We start from the raw sequence: 19,770 nt of genomic DNA, 5'->3' as shown, positions 1-19,770 counted from the left end.
CTGCCCTAAGACTTTTTCAGTGGCCTGTAGCTGTGCCCCTACCTGCGCCCCTCAATGCTGCGCACTAACGCCCCAAAAAGCTCACCCCGCGGCATCTCGCTCAAGGGAATATCCGCCCTCTCGAACCACTCCCGATCCGCCTCCGGGTGCGGGCCACTCAGCACCACGACTCCGTTTTCATACGTGTAACGCGCTGCCGCCACATCACCATTCTGGTAGGTCGCAATGGTAGAAGAAGGCACGGTCGCGTCAGGCTTGGGAAAGTAAGGCCCATCCTGATAAAAGACGCTATCGGCTTCCCCATCCCACACCACCTGCACCGCCGCGTCCGCAATGCCCGCGACCTCAAACCCAGGCCTGCCCGCCTCTGAATCAAGGTCGTAGGGTATCAGGCCAAAGTTGCTGTTATCGGCAAGATAAGCGCCCATGCACAGTCCCAAGTAGCGCCCACCCTGGGCGACAAAGTTACGGATGGCTTGCACCCGCGCATCCCCCAAACTATCAAGCGCCGCAGGGATGTCCTGACCGCCGCCGGGTTGAACGTAGAGATCATAATGCGCGAGGCTTTGCGGCGTGATGTCGATCGATTCATCTGCCCCTACAAAGTCAATCCGGGCATTCGGGAGGACGCGCAGCAGGGCTGTTTTAACATTCTCTGAACATCCCTCGCAGCCCGCGGGGCCTCGGTAGATAGCCACATGGGTGATGGGTGTGGCGGCGTGCACCGAGTAAGGAAGCAGCGTGAACAACGCAAACAGCGTCGCGGCGATGGCATGCAGATTCATGGTTGTAGAGTCATCTTGAAGCTGATGGGGGCGATTCGGACTTTGCGAGTCAAAGCCTAAAGCTAATAGCCGTTTGAAGGCGTTAACATTTGTAAATCGGCTGAGGAAAAATCGGGGTCAGAGCACATTTAAAACAATGGCGGTCTGCCCCCGATTTGTCGGCGTGAATCAAGCGCCGGCGCTTGCTCCCACTCACTGATGAAACCGGCGCCCCAACGCATCCAGCCGCACCGCAATCGGCGGCAACCGCTCACTGCTCCTGGCCAGCGTCTCCACATCCTGCGCCGTATTCTGCGCGATGCTCTGCACTGACTGCAGCCGCCCGACAATCTCCACATTCGCCGTGGATTGCTCCCGCGTGGTCGACACAATTCGCCCATTCAACTGATCAATCTGCGAAATATCATTGCCCACCGCCCGCAGCATCTCCACCGCCAGCTGGCTGTCTTCCACGCAGCGCTCCACGCCTTGGCGGCTGTCGTGCATGGCCTCAACCGCCCGCCGGCTGCCGTGTTGCAACCCTTCGATAATCGTCTTGATCTCCTGGGTCGACACCGCCGTGCGCTGCGCCAGGCTGCGTACCTCATCGGCGACCACGGCAAACCCGCGCCCTTGCTCACCCGCGCGGGCGGCTTCGATGGCGGCGTTGAGGGCCAGCAGGTTGGTCTGGTTGGCGATGCTGTTGATGACCTCCAGCACCGAGCCGATCTGTTCGGCCTGCACGGCCAGCCCCTGCACCGTCTCGTTGGTGTCGTGGAGGCGGGTGGCGAGCTGGGTGATTTCCTGCTGGGCGCGGCCGACGCTTTCCTGGCCACGGATGATCTGCTGGCTGGCTTGACCCGCGTGCTCGACGGCATGCTCCACGTGCACGGCGATATGGCCCATCGCGTCTTCCATGCGCTGCATGGAACCGGTCATTTGCGCGATTTCCGCCAGTTGATGGCGTGCGCCTGTTTCCAGGGTGCCGCTGGCGTGGGCCAGTTCCTGGCCGAGTTGGCCGAGGCCGTGGGAGTCGCGGGCGACGCCGTCGATCAGCCCGGTGATCTGCGTCAGAAAGTGATCGAAACGGGTGGCCAGGGAAACATGGACTTTTTCCGCGTTGCCCTGGGCCGCGTCACCGCTGAACTGAGTGGTGACGGCGAGCATCTTTTCGAGCATTTCCTGGCTTTCTACCGCTTCGGTCTGGCTGTGCACCGCGAGGTAGAGCAGGGCGACCGTCTCCATCACCACGTAGAACGCGTGGACGAAAATCATGCTCCAGCCGCCGTGATGCTCCATCACAAACACCGGGAAACCCTGGTGCTGCAAGGCATGGAACACCACGTGATGCACCGCGATAGTGACGGCGGCCACCAGGATAGGCAGCCAGTCGCGGTAGAACGTCAGCACCGCCAACAGCGCGAAGATACCGAAGTGCGATTCGATGACACCCTCGGCCTGATTGATGTGCAACGCCGCCATCACCATCAACCCAACGCCCAGCGCGCAACGCATCAGGCGCGTGCCGCCGATGACGCGATAGGCCAGGGTCAGCACCACACTGGTGCCGCTGCCTATGAAGAGCGCTTGGAGCAGCGTGTCGTGCCAGAACGCCAGGCCCAGGGAGAACAGGGCCATCAGCCAGATCAGGGCGAGCATGATGCGGTCGGCTTTGCGGTAGTGCTCGATGAAACGGGCTTGGGCAGGCATTCACTCGTACTCCATGTGGGCGGGCCGGGGTGAGGCAAGCATGCGACGTGCCATACGGCATGCGGGGAGCGAATCGGGTGTGGGGGAGCGGGGATTGATTGGTGGTAGGAGGTTATCGGCGGTGTTGGGTGGGGCTTTAGGGGGGATAAGCCAAAAGCAGCCGTTTTCGGGTGGACGCTATTCGTTAAAAATTAGTCCTTCATGGGCGCACCGCTTTGAGCTTGTTCTGGGTAGTCCCAAGCTTCTTAGACGCTGAACGACCACATCTGACCGATGCTGCCAGCAGCGGAAGGTATATAACGACTCATAGCAAACCTCCCGCCGCAAACGAAAATCGATCAAAAGCGAGCGTCTTTTAGGGAGGCTCATCTAATATGGCGACTGATCTGTCAATTCGAAGGGGCCGCCCAGCTCCGAACCAATTCCGTAGCCTCTCCGTAGGCCGTACCGAGCACGCGAGTTAACCCATGCGATTCATACCGAACGGCCCGTCGCTACCCGATGAACTACTAAGTGCACGCGACGCTGACGAGGTGCTGTTCTTCTGCGGGGCAGGCGTCTCACAGGCGGAAGCAAATTTGCCTAACTTTGCGGTCTTAGCCGAAAGGGTTCTGGGGTTGCTCGGCTCAGCGCAGGATAGCCCAGCGCGCCGCTTGTTCGATGCCGGCCGGGAGTTTGAGAGAAGAACAGGCTTAACCGGATTGGTTGCTACTGATCGAATTTTTGGAATGCTGGAACGAGAATTTGAACCCACCGAAGTAAGAGAGGCTGTGGCAATCGCGCTCAAACCAGAGTTCGACTACAGCCTCGGGGCGCATCGAATCATGCTGGATCTTTCGCGGACGCGGGCTGGAGTGGCACGGCTCGTAACTACTAATTTCGATCTGCTGTTCGAGGAATGTGAGCCAGGGATAGGCTCGTCCAATCCACCTCACCTGCCAGATCCGCGTAGGGATATCGACTTCCGCGGAGTTATTCATTTACACGGCCGGGTTGATTCTGATTATCGTCGCGCCTGCGACGATGAATTTGTGCTCTCAAGCGCAGATTTTGGTCATGCGTATCTAGCAGATGGCTGGGCGACTCGCTACATACAGGCGCTGTTACGACGTTTTAGGATCGTATTCGTCGGTTACTCCGCCGATGATCCACCGGTTCAGTACCTGCTGGAAGCACTCAATAGATTTGAAAAGCCTAGCCATAAGCTCTATGCATTCCAATCGGGAGATACGACACAAGCCATTGCTCAGTGGGCGCATAAAGGAGTTGAACCCATCGTTTATGACAGCGCCAATGGGCATGCTGCGTTGTGGAAGACACTTTCGGCTTGGGCAGAACGCTCTCGTGATGTTGATGGCTGGCATGATCGATTGATTACGAGCGCGTCAATTGGACCAGCCTTGATGGCTCCACATGAGCGCGGCATGATCGCGCATGTCGCTTCAACGACAACTGGTGCCCGAATGCTGGCCTCAGCTGTTAACCCACTACCGGCTGAATGGCTGTGCGTCTTTGATCGTAATGCCCGATACGCACCAATCAATTGGGTGGATCAATTTGACCAGACAAGTCCTCAATTTGACCCGTTCGATGCATTTGGTCTAGACAGTGATACGCCCCCGGTTCCGGTTGATCCAGATCAGATGTTTATGAAGCGCGCAGTGCAACAAAACGCTTGGAACGGAATTGATTTACTATCGGTCGACTGCGCTAATCTTTTAAATGAAGGCGTCGCGCAACTATGCGGACTTCATGCAGATGTCGCGGCGAATCTACCTCCCCGCCTTTGGCAGCTCGGTATATGGCTCGTCAGAGTTTCGGATCAACCGGCCGCACTGTGGTGGTCGGCTAAGCAGGGGCGGCTACATCCGCTTATTCAGCAACGCATCGAATGGTCACTACGCAACGACGCAGCGCGGTATACCTCTGCTGTGCGCGATGGTTGGCGCATCCTACTGGCTTCATGGCAGGAGAAAGCGTTTGACCGAGATTCCAGTCGATATGATATCGAAGCTAAAACGAAGCTTGAGGGGTGGACCCCATCGTTGGTCCGACAGACTATTGAGCTTTACCATCCAGTCCTAACTGTCGCTCCAGTGAACAGTTATATGGCACCACGAGAACAGCCAGAGCTATCACTCAAGGACATCGTACGCATCGATGTGGAGTATCCGAGACCTCATGAAGGGTTTGAAATTCCTTCAGAAATTTTGGTCTATGCCACAGCGCTTTTCCGTCAAAAGCTTGAATATGCTGTCCAAATTGAGCGTGAGATCAACTGTCATGATGATCTGTATTTTGACACAACACGGGCCGATGACGGCTACGAATTAGATGAAGATAGCCATGGACTGACGGGCCATCTCGCGATCTTTACTAACATGGTGGCGCGACTGACAGAAGTAGATCGCACCGCCGCGCGTGAGGAAGTCGCTCGGTGGTCAGGAAAGAGTGATCCGCTCTTTACTCGCTTGTGTATTTGGGCCGCTGGACGCATCAACCTCACAACACCCGAGGAAGCTGGCCAGATCTTTTTAGGTCTGTCTGACGATACGTTTTGGACATCAAGGCAGGAGCGGGATTTGCTATTTTCCCTACGCGACCGATGGTCCGAACTACCATTATCAATGATCTGTGAAATTGAGACACGCATTTGCGAGGGGCAAATACCTTGGACAGCGCAGAGAGAGGATCGCGACCAACTTGTTGCTTATTATCGGCTTTCTCGGATTCAATGGCTTTCTACTCAGGGAGTTAATTTTTCCTTCGATTTCAACGCTGAGATTACGAAGCTGCGTGTTCTAGAGCCTGAATGGATGGAAGATTCCGCCGCGTATACGGCTCAGCCAAGTGTTTCGAGGGTTTTCAGTATCGAGACAGACACAAACGCCGCACTGCTTGAACAGTTACCTATTGGTGAAGTCCTTGAAAAGGCAACAGCCCTTGGTCAATACGATTTCGCTTCCCGCGTTCGGCGAAAGCCCTTTTACGGCTTAGCTGTAGATCGACCAGTACGCGCACTTAGCGTACTGACCGATGCTGCCCGGAAAGATGTATTCGAGCCATGGGCGTGGGTCGAACTCCTTTCTTCGGAGAAAAACAGAAAGCTGTCTACGCGATTTCTGTCCACTACAGGGCATCGCCTCGCACGTGTATCGCCTAGTAATCTGGCGGAGATAGTCCACCCAGTCTCGGCATGGCTAAGGGAACATGCGGGACGACTATTTAGTGAGCTTCCAGTTGTTTTCGACTTGGTTTGGGATGCTACGGTCAAGGCACTGATGACTGCTCCCGTGGTGAAGCGGCATCCGCGGCCTGACAGGGCGTGGGCAGATGAGGGATTGAATAGTCCTGTTGGCAACATGGTGGAAGCGTTATTTGTTGATCCTGCGAAGATGGCGTTTGAGCCTTTGTCAGGTCTCCCGAATACTTGGCAACGTCGCCTTGATCAGCTACTGGGGCTGCCTGGCGACCGTCGGCCGCACGCCATCGTGATGATTTCGCTACGTCTCAACTGGTTGTTCCAGATAGATCCTAACTGGGCTCAAGCTCAACTTGTATCACTCGCGGGCGGCGCGGAAGACGACAGCATGGCGTTCTGGGCTGGATATTTCTGGCGCGCTCAAAAACCCCAACGGGACCTTTATCTGCGGCTGAAGCCTGGATTTATTGCTCGCGCGCGTCATTCGGGTCAGCGCCGAAACGATGCAAATGCTCTAGCGGGGTTGCTGTTAGCCGGCTGGAACGATGATGAGGGCGTAGCAGACTCCGAACCCCTAATCACCAGTGTAGAAATGCGGGAGATTCTTATACATGCCCAGGAAGATCTGCGGACGCAGATGCTCTGGTACCTTGAGCGCTGGACTCTGGAACCTGAGAGCCGATGGGGTGATCGCCTAGTTCCTTTCCTGACCCAGGTTTGGCCTCGTCAGCGTGACGTTCGAACTGCATCAGTCTCTGCGCGTCTTGCCGATCTCGCACTTGCTATACCTGACCGTTTTCCCGAAATCGTGGAGGCGATCCTTCCAAAGCTGGTTCCAGCAAACGGTGCATCATTGAGAATTAGGCCGTTTCTTACCGACGAGTCTAGTCGCACCATTGCCAGAAGACATCCAAAGGCGCTCCTTAATTTGCTTTGGGCAATCCTGGCTGAAGACCCCGCCGCTTGGCCCTATGGTGTTGACAAACTCTTCAGTCAGCTTGCCGAAAACGCTGATATTCACTGCGATCCGAGATTGGCAGAACTGAGGCGTCGAGAACATCGGCGGTAGCTTGGAACGGACGCGCCAACATAAACCTAACCTTCGAGCTAGAACGAACGGCGAGGGGGAGCACGTGCAAACGAGTCACCCGGGAAGGACGAGGAAAGCAACTGGCTATGAGCGCATCCGGAGCGTTCGTATCGCGGTTGGGGCAGTTCGACAGAATGATCTATTTGGATGCCCACTACCAGTCGACCTTTACGGGTGGTCAGTGGCAACTAAGGGTCGATAGCAGCCGGTCACGACTGGCCGTTATCGACCCATTCGCATTAATGACAGACTGGGAGCATCTTTTGTCAATGCAGACAGCTCCTCAGCAGGCTTGTTAAAGTCACCTGAAAACGTTCCACTACGATGCCACCAGATCCGCAGGGGAGAAAAGGATGCTCTTAGCATGACGGGACAAATCGAGAGCAGCATCATGGATGCTGGAGTTGAAGTTGGAGCAAACCCGGGCAGAAAGCGATGTGCTGCTACAAAGTATCAAACGCTCGTCAATTGCAGTATAAGTTTCCTTCCGTGGGCTTCGACATTTAATTAATCATTCCACTTCGCGCCCCATCAATATTTAATTCAAATAATTATTAAGACAGATAGAGTTTAGATATGAGCGAACAACATACCTTCAAGGTGACTGAAGACAATCCGTTATTGGCAGATTTGAAGCTGTCATGGGCTTCCATGGTTTTTAGTTCTGATGATGGAATTGGCTCAATGCGTTCCTTGCATGAAGCCGGTGATTCATTGGTTGCAGTCGCCTACTTCGATGATGATGGCCCCTCATTTCTAGGAAGCGGTGTGATGGTTGCGCCGGGGTTGCTGTTGACTGCAACCCATGTACTTGATGAACTACGGGCTTTGGGAAAGCATCCGATATTCCTGACGTTCTTACCGACAGGAGCAAGGGGCTGGCTTGCTAAAGAAAGCCGGAGTTCAATGCGCAAGAGTAAGTACGAGGAAGGCGAAGAAAACCCATCAGACCTAACTTTGGTGAGCTGCACGCTAAACTCGGATGCAGTGGCGGACTACCCGCTTAACCTTGGGACTTTAAGGGTTGGATTGCCACTCATTGGCGAGCGTTTGTGGGCATTTGGATTTAGGCATGGCTTTGTTGAAGATGGTGTAGCCTCCGTGAGTCCGATGGTCTCGTCTGGGCTGGTAACTGCGGCTTTTCCTCAAGGACGCGGTGAGCGAATGCCTGCGCCATGTATCGAGGTAGCAATGGACACTATGGGGGGGATGAGCGGAGGCCCGGTTGTTGACTCGGATGGGAACGTCATTGGTGTGGTGTCATCCTCATTTGATGGTGGGCCGTCTTACGTTACGCTTATTTGGGATGCTCTAAATTATCGAATCGGAGGGACAGTTCCAGCGCTAATGAAGTATCAAGATGTGAGTCTTTTAACTGCAAAGGCTATGGGGCTCTCTAGAATCAAAGGCAGTATCGAGCGTAAGCCTTGGGGGGATATCGTCTTCACGCTGTCTGAAGATGAGATGGAGTTCATGAAGTTATCGTCGGATCCATCGACCATTAAAACATCCAATAAATTTCTAAAAGATGATCAACTAGAAGAATTTACTGATAAATGGGGCTACGATCTAGAACATGCAGCATCTGAAACTGCAATTGAATATCTTGAGAGCGCATCTGACTCTCCCATTCAAAGATTTTTGGGGGCAGTTGGAGTTCCGCTGAATTGCCTTAAAACTATCCAGAATTTTTCCGCTACCGACTTTGAAGGGGTTGAGGATCCGGAGATATACTCAAGTGAGCAATTGAATGATGGAAATATCAAGCTCGGCTATTATTTTGAGCTGCTGAGCGTAGTTTGGGAGATCCAGGTTTCAGAAGAAGACTACCATGCTCACGAAATGGACTTCGACAGCCACTTTTATAACAAAGAACTGAAAGATGGAATGGTAAGCTTGGAGGCTTTCCAACGATGCCTTTTTAGAGCTGATGTGATTTTCAACCCAGAAACAGAAGAATTTACTGATATGAAATTCGTCTGGATGGGTATTCGGATACCAAACAAGAGAGTACAAAAGAATACTCAATGATTGAACATCCGAATATCTCTGAGTCTGAGCGGGCTTTCAGCAAGGAATTTATTTTCTCAAAAGCTGATATGTGATGGCGGAGCAACGGTCTACTGATGCTCCCTTCAGCATATAAACGGCAAGGAGCGAGTGGCTGTTTCTGGCCGATTGATGCCTGTCACAAGGGGCTGCAATCGACCCATAGCTGATTTTCGCGATTAGACGGAAGTCATTGAGAAGCGGGCGTTGAAACCAGCAAATACCTACGGCTCCATTTGTTTATTCTGGCGCAACTTAACAGTTTGGATTTTTTGTATAGTAGTTTTCCAGCAATCTAACGACTTCTGGGCTTTTCCTCAGTGTGTCGAAAATGTGAAGTGCGGCCACGTTAGCTTGGAAAGCCTGATTTTCCGTGGATGGTTCATCCTGGTATCTCGCGCCGGTGGAGCAGTGAGCCATATCGATCAGCTGTGAACTTATCGAAATTCCTTTTTCATCATGAAGAGTCTTCGCCAGCTTACTGAGGTCGTGCCCATCTTTTCCTCTCTTGGAATAAGCTATGCCGGCGATTTCCAAGAACCCTTTCAATGTTTTTTCGACACATTGCTGCGCTGCCCATCGGGATTGGGGATAACGGTGTGCGAGGAGTTCCTGAGTGGAGCCTGCATAATCACCTTTCGCAACGCTTAGCATATTTGTGCGGGGAAGATTATCCAGCCATTGGATATTCTCTACAGCGAACATGTGGTACATGAAGTGAGCTTTTAGTTCATCGTTAGTAAGTCGGTCTACCAACCCTTGTGGCAAATCTTCAACGAGTGTAAGTATGTTCATACTTGGTAAGCTTGATTGGCTCCCTTTGCTAGATCCTTTATTTTGCAAATTTCTATGTAGAAAAAATTCCACGGAACCATACCAGCCAGCTATCCGAACTCGCCAAATAGTTTGTGCAAGACGAGCCGGTACGTACCCTAGTTCGAAATAGGTTTTCAACCGGTTACCAAGAGTTTGTGTGTACCAACGAAGAGCCTTGGCCATCAGAACATCGCCTTGGTAACCAGGCATGTCAGCTAGCTCGTCTGGCGGGGTCATACGACCGCCCCAACCAAAAGCCTCCCAGAATAAGCGTCCAACGTGAAGTGGCCTTTGAAAAGGCGTCAAGCCTTCAGTTGCTAACGCTTCATCAGCAGCGGCCATGAGCTTTTCAAACTCAGCCTCTGCCAGGGGATAGGCTGGCCATGAAAATTTTCTCATCGGGCAGATCCTTTGCGGAAATGAACATGTATGAAGGCTCTGAGCATAGCGTCAGGTATTAGTGTCGAGATACATATTTTTAGTTTCCGCAAGCCCGCAGGAAGGGTGTGATGCGTCCAGAAACCCGGTGGCCGATTAGTTGCTTCTCGTCGCTAACTGCCTCCTTAAAAATGGTAATTACCGTGAACGAGGATGCCGCTATGTCGCACGGCGGCTGTCGACGATGCCGAGCAAGTGAGACGCCATAATGATCATCTCCCGTGCCTCGGACGCCTCAAGTCCTACGTGACGATGGCTTTGAGGATTCTTATAACTACCGATTGCGCCTGACATCAGTTGCATCAATGCTTGCTGCTCGCCCGATTCGGCTTTTTTATCTGTCAATGGGCCAATCTTCGGAGCAAAAGCATGTGTAGTGAGCTTGGTGCCAATCCATTCATCACTGAGAAGTGCTGCTTTGCGTATGGAGACTTCGAGAGTCTTGAACGCCTCAAAAACTGCAGTATCAAACATTTCCTGCTTGAACAGATTTAGTACGGCAGACCGTAGCGATGGGTGGAGCAACTCCTCTGGGAGCTGGCGATCCTCTACCCACGATTTCAACGGCGTGCTTTGCTCGTAATGTTTACACCCCAGGCGTGAGAGGGTCATCCACGGGCTGTCGCTAATCGGATGTTGGCAAATAAAGCCGTTGCTATACATCCAACCCCATGCTTCTGAACATGCCAATGCTGCGAGCTCGCTTCGGTCGTAGTCCGTCAGAACGTTTGAAAGAAAGTTATGGGCGCACTCAGCTTTTTGAGAACCGTGCAATTGGCTACCCAAGACTTGCAGAATAGCTTCACTCAGGTCCAGCAAAGGCGCGTCACAAAGCTGAGTGGTCGTTGGGTAAATATCCTTGAGCCGCAGCATAAAATGTACCTGCTACAGTTCGACTGATCACAGACTATAGCCTTCGTAGCCGAACGGAGGAGTAGTCGCCAAGCAAGCTCAATCACATCGAGTCTCTCCCCGAATGTCGTAGATGCACGACTATTCAATCAGTGTTGAGTTCACTTGGCTACCGTCCGCTTTTAGCCGAAAGCCGCCATTGAGCGCGGTATGAGCGGCGACTCACCCAGTTGATGGCACATCGTCGCTGAGTCGTTGTAGACACCTACAGCGCCTCGGCGACTAAATGTTTGAACTAGTTAAGCAGCCTGGACAACGCCCGGCTTCAGCTACAAGGCACCTCCCGATCCATCAGCTTCCCCATCAACAACACCCCCAATTCACTAAGCTGGTGAATCGCCAACGCCACATCACGGTCTTTCCCGCTCAGCTCTTCCGACAGATCAAGCAGTAACGCGCTGACCGAGGCAAAGGTTTCATAGCTATTGGTAATCAGGCTTTCACTGCTGGCATCAGCCGCAACACTGAACAGCGCACCCGACGGCGGGGTAGTTTTGGCGGAGGAGGGATTGAGGTAGTGATCTAGGGCGCGCTGGGCGGCCTGGTGGAGTTTGAGATCGGGAGTTCCCGGAGGATTCGGCGTTACCTTGAACATCGTTAAGTTCCTTGCTCGGGCTTCCACCCCGTTGCTACTAAACGAGGGGGTGGCAGCTGTACGCAGGTTAGTAGACCGGGGGAACCTAATAAAAACCGGCGCGCCCGAGGGCGCCCTACGCACAGCCACCATCAAGCACAGACAAGGACGTCCGACAGATGAAGCTCATGCACACGTTAGGTTGAACCTCGGGCTACTAAACCCGATCACTGAGGTTTCAGCGACCGAGCAACCTTAGAGAGGCCGACCCAGGAGCACAAGCCGGCGGATTCTGACGCAACTGTAGGCAATGGAGCAAGGTGCTGTGCTCACTGCCACAAGCCACGGGACTGAAATCAATCAGTCCCGTTTTTCATACTCAGGCAGGCTGAGCCGCCAGGCTATTACTCACCTTGCGCCCCAACACCAGCACCGTCACAAACCCGGCACCCACCAACGCCGTCGCCAGACTCAACAGCACCGAAGTGCCCATCTTGTCGACGATCTGCCCGCCAAAGAACGAGCCCACGGCAATGATCACCTGGAACAACGCCACGAACAGCGGCATGCCACGTTCCACATCCTTGGGTGCAACCACAAACATCCAGATACTCGCGCACGCCGGGAAGGCGCCGAAGGCGAAGCCCCACAATGCGATCAGCATCACGGCGCCACTCATGCCGGTGGCGAAGTAGGGGAACAGCGCAGTGCTGGTGCCGATCATCAAGGCCACCAGCAGCAGGGTGTGGCGCACGCTGCGGTTGGCGGCGAAGCCGGCGAAGACGTTGCCCATCACGCCGGCCACGCCGTAGAGCAGCAGCAGGGAGCCAATGGTCGGGCCGTCGAAGCCGGAGCTGTTTTTGAAGAACGGGGCGACGTAGGTGTAGGCGGCAAAGTGCGCCAGGCCGATCAGCAGTACGGCGATGAGGCCGACCCGGGCTTGTGGGTTGATGAACAGGGCTGGCAGGTCGCTGACGCGGATGGCTTTTTCCGGTTCGAGGCGGGGCAGCAGGAACATTTGTGCCAGCAGTACCGGTATGCCTACCAGCGCGGTGACGAGGAAGGTCATGCGCCAGCCCATCAGGCCGCTCAGCCAGGTGCCCACGGGCACGCCGAGGACGGTGGCCAGGGTCACGCCCATCATGATGATGGAGGTGGCTTTCGCGACGCCCACGCCTTTGGGGGCCAGGCGGCCGCTGAGGGCGATGGCCGTGGCCCAGAAGCCGCCGATGCTGATGCCCAGCAGTACGCGGCCGAACAGCAGCAGGCTGAAGTCGTTGGCGTAGGCCACCACCATGTTGGCGAGGATCATGATCAGGGTCAGGCCGATCAGCAGGTAGCGGCGGTCCATGGCGCCAATGCCCACCGACAGCAACGGGGCGGCGAGGGCGGCCATGATGCCGGGCAGGGTGACCATCAGGCCGGCGTGGCCGGCGCTGATGCCGAGGTCGGCGGCGACGTCGTTGAGTACGCCCACCGGCAGGAATTCGCTGGTGACCAGGGCGAAGGCGCCCACGGCCACTGAGAGAATGGCCAGCCACTGTTGCAGGACGGTTTGTTGATTATGTTCGGGGAGGCCGCTAGGGGCCCGGCTTGCGCTTGGCATGGTGTCGGGTTCCGGGAGGAGATTTCGCCTGAGGACAGGCGGGAGGGAGAAAGTGGAGGCGATTATAGGAAGGGGTTCTGTTAAGCCAATAGGCGACCATTTCGATAGTAATCATCAGTCTCATCGATAAGACGCCCTGAGCAGAGCGTTCGCGTGCGTGTAAACCCTTCGGATTTTCCATGGCCCGAGTCCGCGCGTAATCCGGCCCGATCCCGCGCGCCAGAAAAAATCCCGCGCTGCATCCTGAGCCTCGGCATGTCAGTGGAGCTGATGTGCAGCAGCGTTTCAAGACCGATCAAACAATAATAAAGAGGTGCTTATGCCCGTGCTCCATCGCCCTTCATCCCTGGTTGAACGCCGCGCGCTTAACGTGTTGCTGTGCGCTTCAACGCTCGCCCTGTCGTTGACCGCCGGCGCGGCCACCCCGGATCCCGCCAAGCCTTACCCCCATGCACAGGAGCCGATTGGCGATGTGCAGGCCATCTATGACGGCAGGCTCAGCGAGGAGCTGGCGGTGACGACCTTCCGTAACACGGACCGGTTGTTCCCCACACGCACGATCAAGGCCGGCGGCCATCCGTTCCCGTTACCCCGCAGCAGTCAGCCACTCGGGCCGGTTGCCTTTGACTATAAAGGCAAGCACTACAGCCTTGACGACTATGTGGCGATCAACAAGGTCACCGGGTTGCTGGTGCTCAAGGACGGCAAGATCGTTGACGAGCGTTATGAAAAAGGCAACACCGCCGAGACGCGGTGGATGTCGATGTCGGTGGCCAAGTCTATTACCTCGACGCTCGTAGGCGCTGCGCTGCAGGACGGCGCCATCAAGAGCCTGGATGACAAGGTCACTCGCTATTTGCCGGCGTTGGCGGGCAGCGGTTATGACCAGGTGACGGTGCGCCAGATCCTGTCCATGCGTTCCGGGATCAAGTGGAACGAGCAATACACCGACCCCACCTCCGACGAACGCCACTTGATCAAACTGCGCAGCGAGCAAGTGCCCGGGTCGCTGCTCAAGTTTATGGCCAGCCTGCAAACCGCCGCGCCGCCGGGCACGCGCACCAACTACAGCACGGGTGAAACACAGGTGTTGGGGCAACTGGTGAGCGCTGCGGTGGGCAAGCCGCTGACGCAATACCTGAGTGAGAAAATTTGGGCGCCCTATGGCATGCAAACCGACGCCAAGTGGTGGCTGGACGGTACCCATGGCAATGAAGTGGGCGGCAGCGGCATCAGTGCGACGCTTGAGGATTACGGACGGTTTGGGCAGTTCGTGCTCAGCGGCGGCAAGGCCGGTGGGCAGCAGGTATTGCCCAAGGACTGGTTGAGTTTTGCCAGCGCGACCACGGGTTCAGATGCGGCGTATGGTGACTTTGCGTCCATGTGGTGGCCGGGCTGGACGGACGCTTCCAAGGCGGATAAAGCCTTTACCGCGGCCGGTACGTTCGGGCAGTACGTTTACATCAACCCGACCAAGAATGTGGTGATTGTGGTGTGGCAGGCACAGACCAAACCCACGGGTGGCAAGGTGATCGACGATATGTTTGCCTTTGACGCGGTTGCCAAAGCGCTTCAGTAACCGCTCAACGACCAACCCCGTACCCGTGGCGAGGGAGCTTGCTCCCGCTGGACTGCGCAGCAGTCCCATCTTTTGGGGCCGCTGCGCGACCCAACGGGAGCAAGCTCCCTCGCCACGGGGTATTTGCGACTCAGGTCGTTCACATCGCCGCCCGCAACGACCGCGGCGACAGCCCGTAATGCGATTTGAACCGCACCGCAAACCGTGAAGCCGACGCATACCCGCAGGCGTTGGAAATCTCCCCAATGGAATCCCTGGAGGTTTGCAGCTGTTGCAACGCCGCCCCCAGGCGCACGTTTTCCAGGATGGACCTGAAGCTCGCATCCTCATTGGCCAGTTGCCGGCGCAAGGTCGATTCCCCCAGATTCAACTGCTGCGCGACACTGGCCACCGTCCAGTCCCGGGACAGGTGGCTGCTGATCAACCGCTGCACGCGCTCGCTCAAGGGATCGTTGCGGTCCATCAGCAACGGCCCCGCCTGGCCGGCCAGGCACAGGCACAGCAGCACGGCCTCGCCATAGTGGGTGCACAAGGTCGCCGGGGCGCCGCTGTTCAGGGCGAGCAGCAGGTGGTCCCAGGCTTGTCGGGTTTGTTTGTCCAGGCGTACGCACAGGTCTGTGTTCAGGCTGCCCTTGAACTGCGCGCCATACCGGGCGATGAAATTGCGCAGCACCGGCACCGGAAACGACACCACGTCGGCGATGTAGTCCCCCTGGGCGCCGGGAAAGTTGGTCACGCCCAGCTCGCGACCCGCCGGCAGCAAAATCAACTCCTGTGGGCCGGCGCGCATTTCGCGCGCGTCCCACTGCAGCTGTTTTTGCCCTTGGCGCACGCGGCACAGGGCGGTCATGAAGATCGGCACGCGGTGCAGGGTGTGGTGTTGCCGGGCCCTGATCACGCAGCTTTCGATGATGCTTTCCCGGTGCCGCAAACCTTCGTGAACATCCATCGTGACTAGCGTCCGTAAGGGGCCGTGAGTGTGGCCTTGGCCAGGCTGTTGGCGTTGAGCATGTAGCCGACCAGGGCGCCGCTGGACTGATTGTCGATCGGCAGCGTGTCGACTTTCAACGCCCATACGGTGAATTGATAGCGATGGGGTTTATCACCCACGGGCGGGCAGGCGCCGCCGAAGCCGGGTTGGCCGTAATCCGTGCGCCCTTGCACCGCCCCGGCTGGCAGGTGGGTGCCCACATTGCTCGGCAGGCGGGTGACGGTGGCGGGCAGGTTGACCACGGTCCAGTGCCACCAGCCGCTGCCGGTGGGGGCGTCGGGGTCGTAGACGGTAATGGCATAGCTTTTGGTGCCCGCCGGGCCCGGGGTCCAGGACAGGGCAGGGGAGGTGTTGCCGCCGCTGCAGCCGAAGCCGTTGAATTCTTGCAGGCGTGTCAGCGGGCGCTGGTCGGCGATGTCCGGGCTGCTGAGGGAGAAGCTGGCGGCGTGCCCGCTGGCGGCCATGATCAGGGTGATCGCAGGTGCAAGTGCTTTGAGTTTCATCGCGGTGGTGTCCAGGCGTGGGGTGAGGGTTAAGCCTAAACAGCGCCGGGACGCCGGACTGCGCCGAAGCGCTCGATGATTGTGCCGAAATGCTCTGTCGCACCCTCCTCAATGCTTATTAAGGCAAACAGGGCTTGTGTGGCGAGCGGGCTTGCCCCGCGTTGGGCTGCGAAGCGGCCCCCACTGAGTGCCGTCGCGTTCTGTCAGGCACTGCCCGGTGGCAGGTTTTGGGGCTGCTGCGCAGCCCAACGCGGGGCAAGCCCGCTCGCCACAGAGGCCGGTGCCACACATCACAAAACGACTACGGCTGAGCCCTCAGCGCGCGGATGATGAATGCATGCAGGCTGTTGACCGCTTTAGACCCGCGAGACGCCCGGCTACGCAGAATCGAAACTTCCATGGGTTGAATGTTTCCGAGGCCGTGCTCGCTCCCCAACACCTGAAGCGACTCCTGCACGGTGCACTGGGTGATCGCGGCAATCGCCAGCCCGCCCTCTACGGCGGCCACCTGCCCGGCAAGGCTGGAGCTGTTGTACACCACCTTGAATGCCCGCCCCAATTGGGTGAGCGAGTTCACCGCGTAATGCCGGGCCAGGCTTGCACTTTCGTAGACAGCGATCGGCACCGGGTCGCGGCGCCACAGTTCGAACTGGGGTGAACCGACCCACACCATGGGTTCCTTGAACAGAAATGTACCGCTTTGCGGCGAGTCCCTGGACACCAGCGCCAGATCCAGGTCGCCGCTGCGTACACGGGGGATCAGCGCGGTCGACTGTTCACAGGTCAGTTCGATTTCCACCCCGGCGTAGCGCGGTGAAAACCGCTTGAGAACCGGCGTAAGGTACCTGGCCGCATAATCTTCGGCGACGCCCAGGCGGATGCGCCCGGTCAGTTCTTCACCGTGAAACGCCGCCTGGGTCTCGGCGTGAAGGGCGAGCATGCGCCGGGCGTAGCTCAGCAGCGTCTGGCCGTCGGCGGTCAGTTGCAGGTGCCGGGGGCCACGGCTCAGCAGTTGCCGCCCGAGCGCGGCCTCGAGTTTTTTCATCTGCATGCTGACGGCAGACTGTGACCGGTTGACCTCGTGGGCCGCGCCGGAGAGTGAGCCGGCATCCACCACGGCCACGAAGCATTTGAGCCAATCGAGTTGCAAATCGCTGGCGGGCATCGCGAGAACCTCTATTCGTTAATCGAATGGCTATGGCGTGAATTATGCGCTTTTCATGACGGTTTGTTCACCCGCACTCTCCAGGCCTGAACCCACACTTTCTGGATCGGATCATGCCCGTTGAGACCTGGTTGCTTTACCTGCTTACCTGCTGCGGCATCTCGGTGGTGCCAGGCCCCAATGCGTTACTGGTGCTGACCCACGGGGCCCTTCACGGGCGCCGCAAAGCGCTGTTCACGATTACGGGCGGCGTGCTCGGCTTTGCCATCGTGCTTGCGTTTTGCGCCTTGGGGCTGGGGGCACTGATCCAGGCGTCGGCCAGCTGGTTCACCGCACTGAAGGTGATAGGCGGGTTGTATCTGATCTGGCTGGGCTTCGGGCTGTGGCGGGCGGGGCCCATCAGTCTGGAGGTGGCCGGCGCTAACGGCTCGCGGCGCTGGTCGCTGTTCCGTCAGGGGCTGGTATCGGCCATTTCCAACCCCAAAGCCTTGCTGCTGTTCACCGCGTTTGTTCCACCGTTCCTGGACCCGCACCGGAGCATCATCGCGCAGACGCTCACCATCGCGCTGACCTACGCCGTGGTGGAGTTCATCGTCGAGTACCTGGTGGCCAGCGCAGCGCACCGGGTCCGGCCCTGGTTGGCGCGGACCGGGCGCCGCTTCAATAAGGTGTGTGGCGGGTTTTTTGTGCTGTTTGGGGTGGCGCTGCCGATTCATGCCTGAGGACTGTGATGATTCCTTTTCGCCATCCTTCATGAACCGGCTATGATCGGCCTATCTGAACCTGACGCCCGATGACCCATGCCCGTTGACCTGCACGCCCTCTATCCCAAACTGATCCACCTGATGCTGGATACGGTGTTCGTTGTCGACAGTGAAAACCTGATTGTGTTTGTGAGCGACGCCTGCGAAGCGTTGCTCGGCTACCGCGCCGACGAGCTCACCGGCACCCTGATCACCGATTACATGCACCCCGAAGACCTGGCGCGCACCCGGGCCTCGATTGTGCGGGTGATGAATGGCAAACCCCACGTCGACTTCCGCAACCGTTACCTCCGCAAGGATGGCAGCGTGGTGCACATCCTGTGGGCGGCCTTCTGGTCCGAAGAAGTGGGGGCGCGGATCGGTGTCGCGCGGGACGTAACGGCCCTGACGCAGGCGGAGGAAGAGTTACGTTTCCTCGCCCATCATGACTCGCTGACGGCCCTTACCAATCGGTCCCTGTTCAACGACCGGCTGGACGCGGCCCTGCAAGCGGCCGAGCGCCATGACACCACGCTGGCGTTGCTGTTTCTGGACGTCAATGACTTCAAGGGCATCAACGACGTGCACGGCCATGCCATGGGCGATCGCGTGCTCTGCGTGATTGCACGACGGCTGGAACGCTGCGTGCGCGGGACAGACCTGGTGGCGCGGATGGGCGGTGATGAATTCACCGTGCTGCTGACGGATGTGCAGTCGCAGAGCGCGGTTGCCGGGAAGGTGGAGCAAATACTCGCCGCGATGGCCGAACCGCTGGGCGCTGAATGTGGCGGGTTGAAGATGCCGTCCTGCAGTATCGGCGTGGCGTTTTACCCGGCAGACGGGGAGGATGCCGACAGCCTGCTCAGCCATGCCGATGGCGAGATGTACCGGGTCAAAAGGCAGCGGTTTGCCACGGAGTGACTCAAGATTTCCCGAATCGTGTTCACCCAAGCGGCGAAGGTCTGACAAGCACAGAGCGTTCAGTGTGGGAGCTGTCGAGCTTTAGCGAGGCTGCGAATGCGGTGTGTCAGCCGACATCAATATTTGCAGGACTGCCGCCATCGCAGCCTCGCTAAAGCTCGACAGCTCCCACCTTTGATCTCGGTTGATCGTTCCCACGCTGATCGTTCCCATGCTCCGCGTGGGAATGCCTCCAGTGACGCTCCGCGTCACCGCGGTGCAGGACTTAAAACCTGCGCAACGGCCGGACGCAGAGCGTCCAGGGCGGCATTCCCACGCCGAGCGTGGGAACGATCATCAGGATGCCGATAGCCTGCTCAGCCATGCCGATGGCGAGATGTACCGGGTCAAAAGGCAGCGGTTTGCCACGGAGTGACTCAAGATTTCCCGAATCGTGTGCACTCAAGCGGCGAAGATCTGACAAGCACAGAGCGTTCAGTGTGGGAGCTGTCGAGCTTTAGCGAGGCTGCGAAGGCGGTGTGTCAGCNNCTGATCGTTCCCATGCTCCGCGTGGGAATGCCTCCAGTGACGCTCCGCGTCACGGCGGTGCAGGACTTAAACCTGCGCAACGGCCGGACGCAGAGCGTCCAGGGCGGCATTCCCACGCCGAGCGTGGGAACGATCATCACAGCCTGCTCAGCCATGCGGATGGCGAGATGTACCGGGTC

The 19,770-nt window shown here is 57.2% G+C and carries 14 protein-coding genes; 5 read left to right on the top strand and 9 right to left on the bottom strand.

The genetic code is table 11. The features are described from left to right. Window positions 1-38: 38 nt before the first annotated feature. Together HX855_RS10900 and HX855_RS10895 are read right to left on the bottom strand one after the other, a co-directional pair. A complete protein-coding gene (locus HX855_RS10900) occupies window positions 39-785 on the bottom strand; it encodes a BPL-N domain-containing protein (protein ID WP_177090566.1) in 747 nt (248 codons plus the stop codon). 192 nt (window positions 786-977) lie between these two features. After that, window positions 978-2,474: a methyl-accepting chemotaxis protein gene (locus HX855_RS10895; protein ID WP_177090564.1), complete on the bottom strand. Its 1,497-nt coding sequence runs from the start codon at window positions 2,472-2,474 to the stop codon at window positions 978-980. A 467-nt stretch (window positions 2,475-2,941) separates the two neighbouring features. On the opposite strand from HX855_RS10895, the gene HX855_RS10890 reads away from it, so the two are divergent. Next, window positions 2,942-6,745, top strand: coding sequence for an SIR2 family protein (locus HX855_RS10890; protein ID WP_177090562.1), 3,804 nt, complete (start codon window positions 2,942-2,944; stop codon window positions 6,743-6,745). Window positions 6,746-7,342: 597 nt separating this feature from the next. Beyond that, window positions 7,343-8,797, top strand: coding sequence for a serine protease (locus tag HX855_RS10885; protein WP_177090560.1), 1,455 nt, complete (start codon window positions 7,343-7,345; stop codon window positions 8,795-8,797). Between the two features lie 273 nt (window positions 8,798-9,070). Here the strand turns inward: HX855_RS10885 and HX855_RS10880 are convergent, their stop codons facing one another. The 4 genes from HX855_RS10880 to HX855_RS10865 form a co-directional block, all read right to left on the bottom strand. Next, complete coding sequence (locus HX855_RS10880; RefSeq protein ID WP_177090558.1) at window positions 9,071-10,030, bottom strand: HEPN domain-containing protein; 960 nt, start codon at window positions 10,028-10,030, stop codon at window positions 9,071-9,073. 198 nt (window positions 10,031-10,228) lie between these two features. After that, the gene (locus HX855_RS10875) at window positions 10,229-10,942 is read right to left on the bottom strand and encodes a TIGR02391 family protein (protein WP_177090556.1); all 714 of its coding nucleotides are present in this window, start codon (window positions 10,940-10,942) and stop codon (window positions 10,229-10,231) included. Window positions 10,943-11,246: 304 nt separating this feature from the next. Next, window positions 11,247-11,576, bottom strand: coding sequence for a DUF6124 family protein (locus HX855_RS10870; RefSeq protein WP_177090554.1), 330 nt, complete (start codon window positions 11,574-11,576; stop codon window positions 11,247-11,249). 358 nt (window positions 11,577-11,934) lie between these two features. Further along, window positions 11,935-13,161: an MFS transporter gene (locus HX855_RS10865; protein ID WP_177090552.1), complete on the bottom strand. Its 1,227-nt coding sequence runs from the start codon at window positions 13,159-13,161 to the stop codon at window positions 11,935-11,937. 319 nt (window positions 13,162-13,480) lie between these two features. Between HX855_RS10865 and HX855_RS10860 the strand changes: the two genes are divergently transcribed. Continuing rightward, a complete protein-coding gene (locus HX855_RS10860) occupies window positions 13,481-14,740 on the top strand; it encodes a serine hydrolase (RefSeq protein WP_177090550.1) in 1,260 nt (419 codons plus the stop codon). A 139-nt stretch (window positions 14,741-14,879) separates the two neighbouring features. Here the strand turns inward: HX855_RS10860 and HX855_RS10855 are convergent, their stop codons facing one another. The 3 genes from HX855_RS10855 to HX855_RS10845 all read right to left on the bottom strand — a co-directional run bounded on the left by HX855_RS10855 (window position 14,880) and on the right by HX855_RS10845 (window position 17,399). After that, entirely contained in the window at window positions 14,880-15,689 is an 810-nt protein-coding gene (locus HX855_RS10855) for an AraC family transcriptional regulator (RefSeq protein WP_177090548.1), read from the bottom strand. Window positions 15,690-15,694: 5 nt separating this feature from the next. Beyond that, the gene (locus tag HX855_RS10850) at window positions 15,695-16,234 is read right to left on the bottom strand and encodes a YbhB/YbcL family Raf kinase inhibitor-like protein (RefSeq protein ID WP_177090546.1); all 540 of its coding nucleotides are present in this window, start codon (window positions 16,232-16,234) and stop codon (window positions 15,695-15,697) included. A gap of 301 nt (window positions 16,235-16,535) precedes the next feature. Then, window positions 16,536-17,399, bottom strand: coding sequence for a LysR family transcriptional regulator (locus HX855_RS10845; protein WP_177090544.1), 864 nt, complete (start codon window positions 17,397-17,399; stop codon window positions 16,536-16,538). A 113-nt stretch (window positions 17,400-17,512) separates the two neighbouring features. Between HX855_RS10845 and HX855_RS10840 the strand changes: the two genes are divergently transcribed. Then, window positions 17,513-18,121: a LysE family translocator gene (locus tag HX855_RS10840; RefSeq protein WP_177090542.1), complete on the top strand. Its 609-nt coding sequence runs from the start codon at window positions 17,513-17,515 to the stop codon at window positions 18,119-18,121. A 78-nt stretch (window positions 18,122-18,199) separates the two neighbouring features. After that, on the top strand, window positions 18,200-19,063 hold the full coding sequence (locus HX855_RS10835; protein WP_178948002.1) for a sensor domain-containing diguanylate cyclase: 864 nt from the start codon (window positions 18,200-18,202) through the stop codon (window positions 19,061-19,063). Window positions 19,064-19,770: the final 707 nt, after the last annotated feature.

Source organism: Pseudomonas sp. IPO3778, from assembly GCF_013386825.1.
Lineage (GTDB): Bacteria > Pseudomonadota > Gammaproteobacteria > Pseudomonadales > Pseudomonadaceae > Aquipseudomonas.
Note: the sequence above shows the minus strand (reverse complement) of the source record. Positions and strands in the feature narration are given on the sequence as shown.

Bases quoted from the DNA above. Each gene is read 5' to 3' on its own strand.
- HX855_RS10900 (WP_177090566.1), bottom strand. From the start codon at position 785: ATGAATCTGCATGCCATCGCCGCGACGCTGTTTGCGTTGTTCACGCTG.
- HX855_RS10895 (WP_177090564.1), bottom strand. From the start codon at position 2,474: ATGCCTGCCCAAGCCCGTTTCATCGAGCACTACCGCAAAGCCGACCGC.
- HX855_RS10890 (WP_177090562.1), top strand. From the start codon at position 2,942: ATGCGATTCATACCGAACGGCCCGTCGCTACCCGATGAACTACTAAGT.
- HX855_RS10885 (WP_177090560.1), top strand. From the start codon at position 7,343: ATGAGCGAACAACATACCTTCAAGGTGACTGAAGACAATCCGTTATTG.
- HX855_RS10880 (WP_177090558.1), bottom strand. From the start codon at position 10,030: ATGAGAAAATTTTCATGGCCAGCCTATCCCCTGGCAGAGGCTGAGTTT.
- HX855_RS10875 (WP_177090556.1), bottom strand. From the start codon at position 10,942: ATGCTGCGGCTCAAGGATATTTACCCAACGACCACTCAGCTTTGTGAC.
- HX855_RS10870 (WP_177090554.1), bottom strand. From the start codon at position 11,576: ATGTTCAAGGTAACGCCGAATCCTCCGGGAACTCCCGATCTCAAACTC.
- HX855_RS10865 (WP_177090552.1), bottom strand. From the start codon at position 13,161: ATGCCAAGCGCAAGCCGGGCCCCTAGCGGCCTCCCCGAACATAATCAA.
- HX855_RS10860 (WP_177090550.1), top strand. From the start codon at position 13,481: ATGCCCGTGCTCCATCGCCCTTCATCCCTGGTTGAACGCCGCGCGCTT.
- HX855_RS10855 (WP_177090548.1), bottom strand. From the start codon at position 15,689: ATGGATGTTCACGAAGGTTTGCGGCACCGGGAAAGCATCATCGAAAGC.
- HX855_RS10850 (WP_177090546.1), bottom strand. From the start codon at position 16,234: ATGAAACTCAAAGCACTTGCACCTGCGATCACCCTGATCATGGCCGCC.
- HX855_RS10845 (WP_177090544.1), bottom strand. From the start codon at position 17,399: ATGCCCGCCAGCGATTTGCAACTCGATTGGCTCAAATGCTTCGTGGCC.
- HX855_RS10840 (WP_177090542.1), top strand. From the start codon at position 17,513: ATGCCCGTTGAGACCTGGTTGCTTTACCTGCTTACCTGCTGCGGCATC.
- HX855_RS10835 (WP_178948002.1), top strand. From the start codon at position 18,200: ATGCCCGTTGACCTGCACGCCCTCTATCCCAAACTGATCCACCTGATG.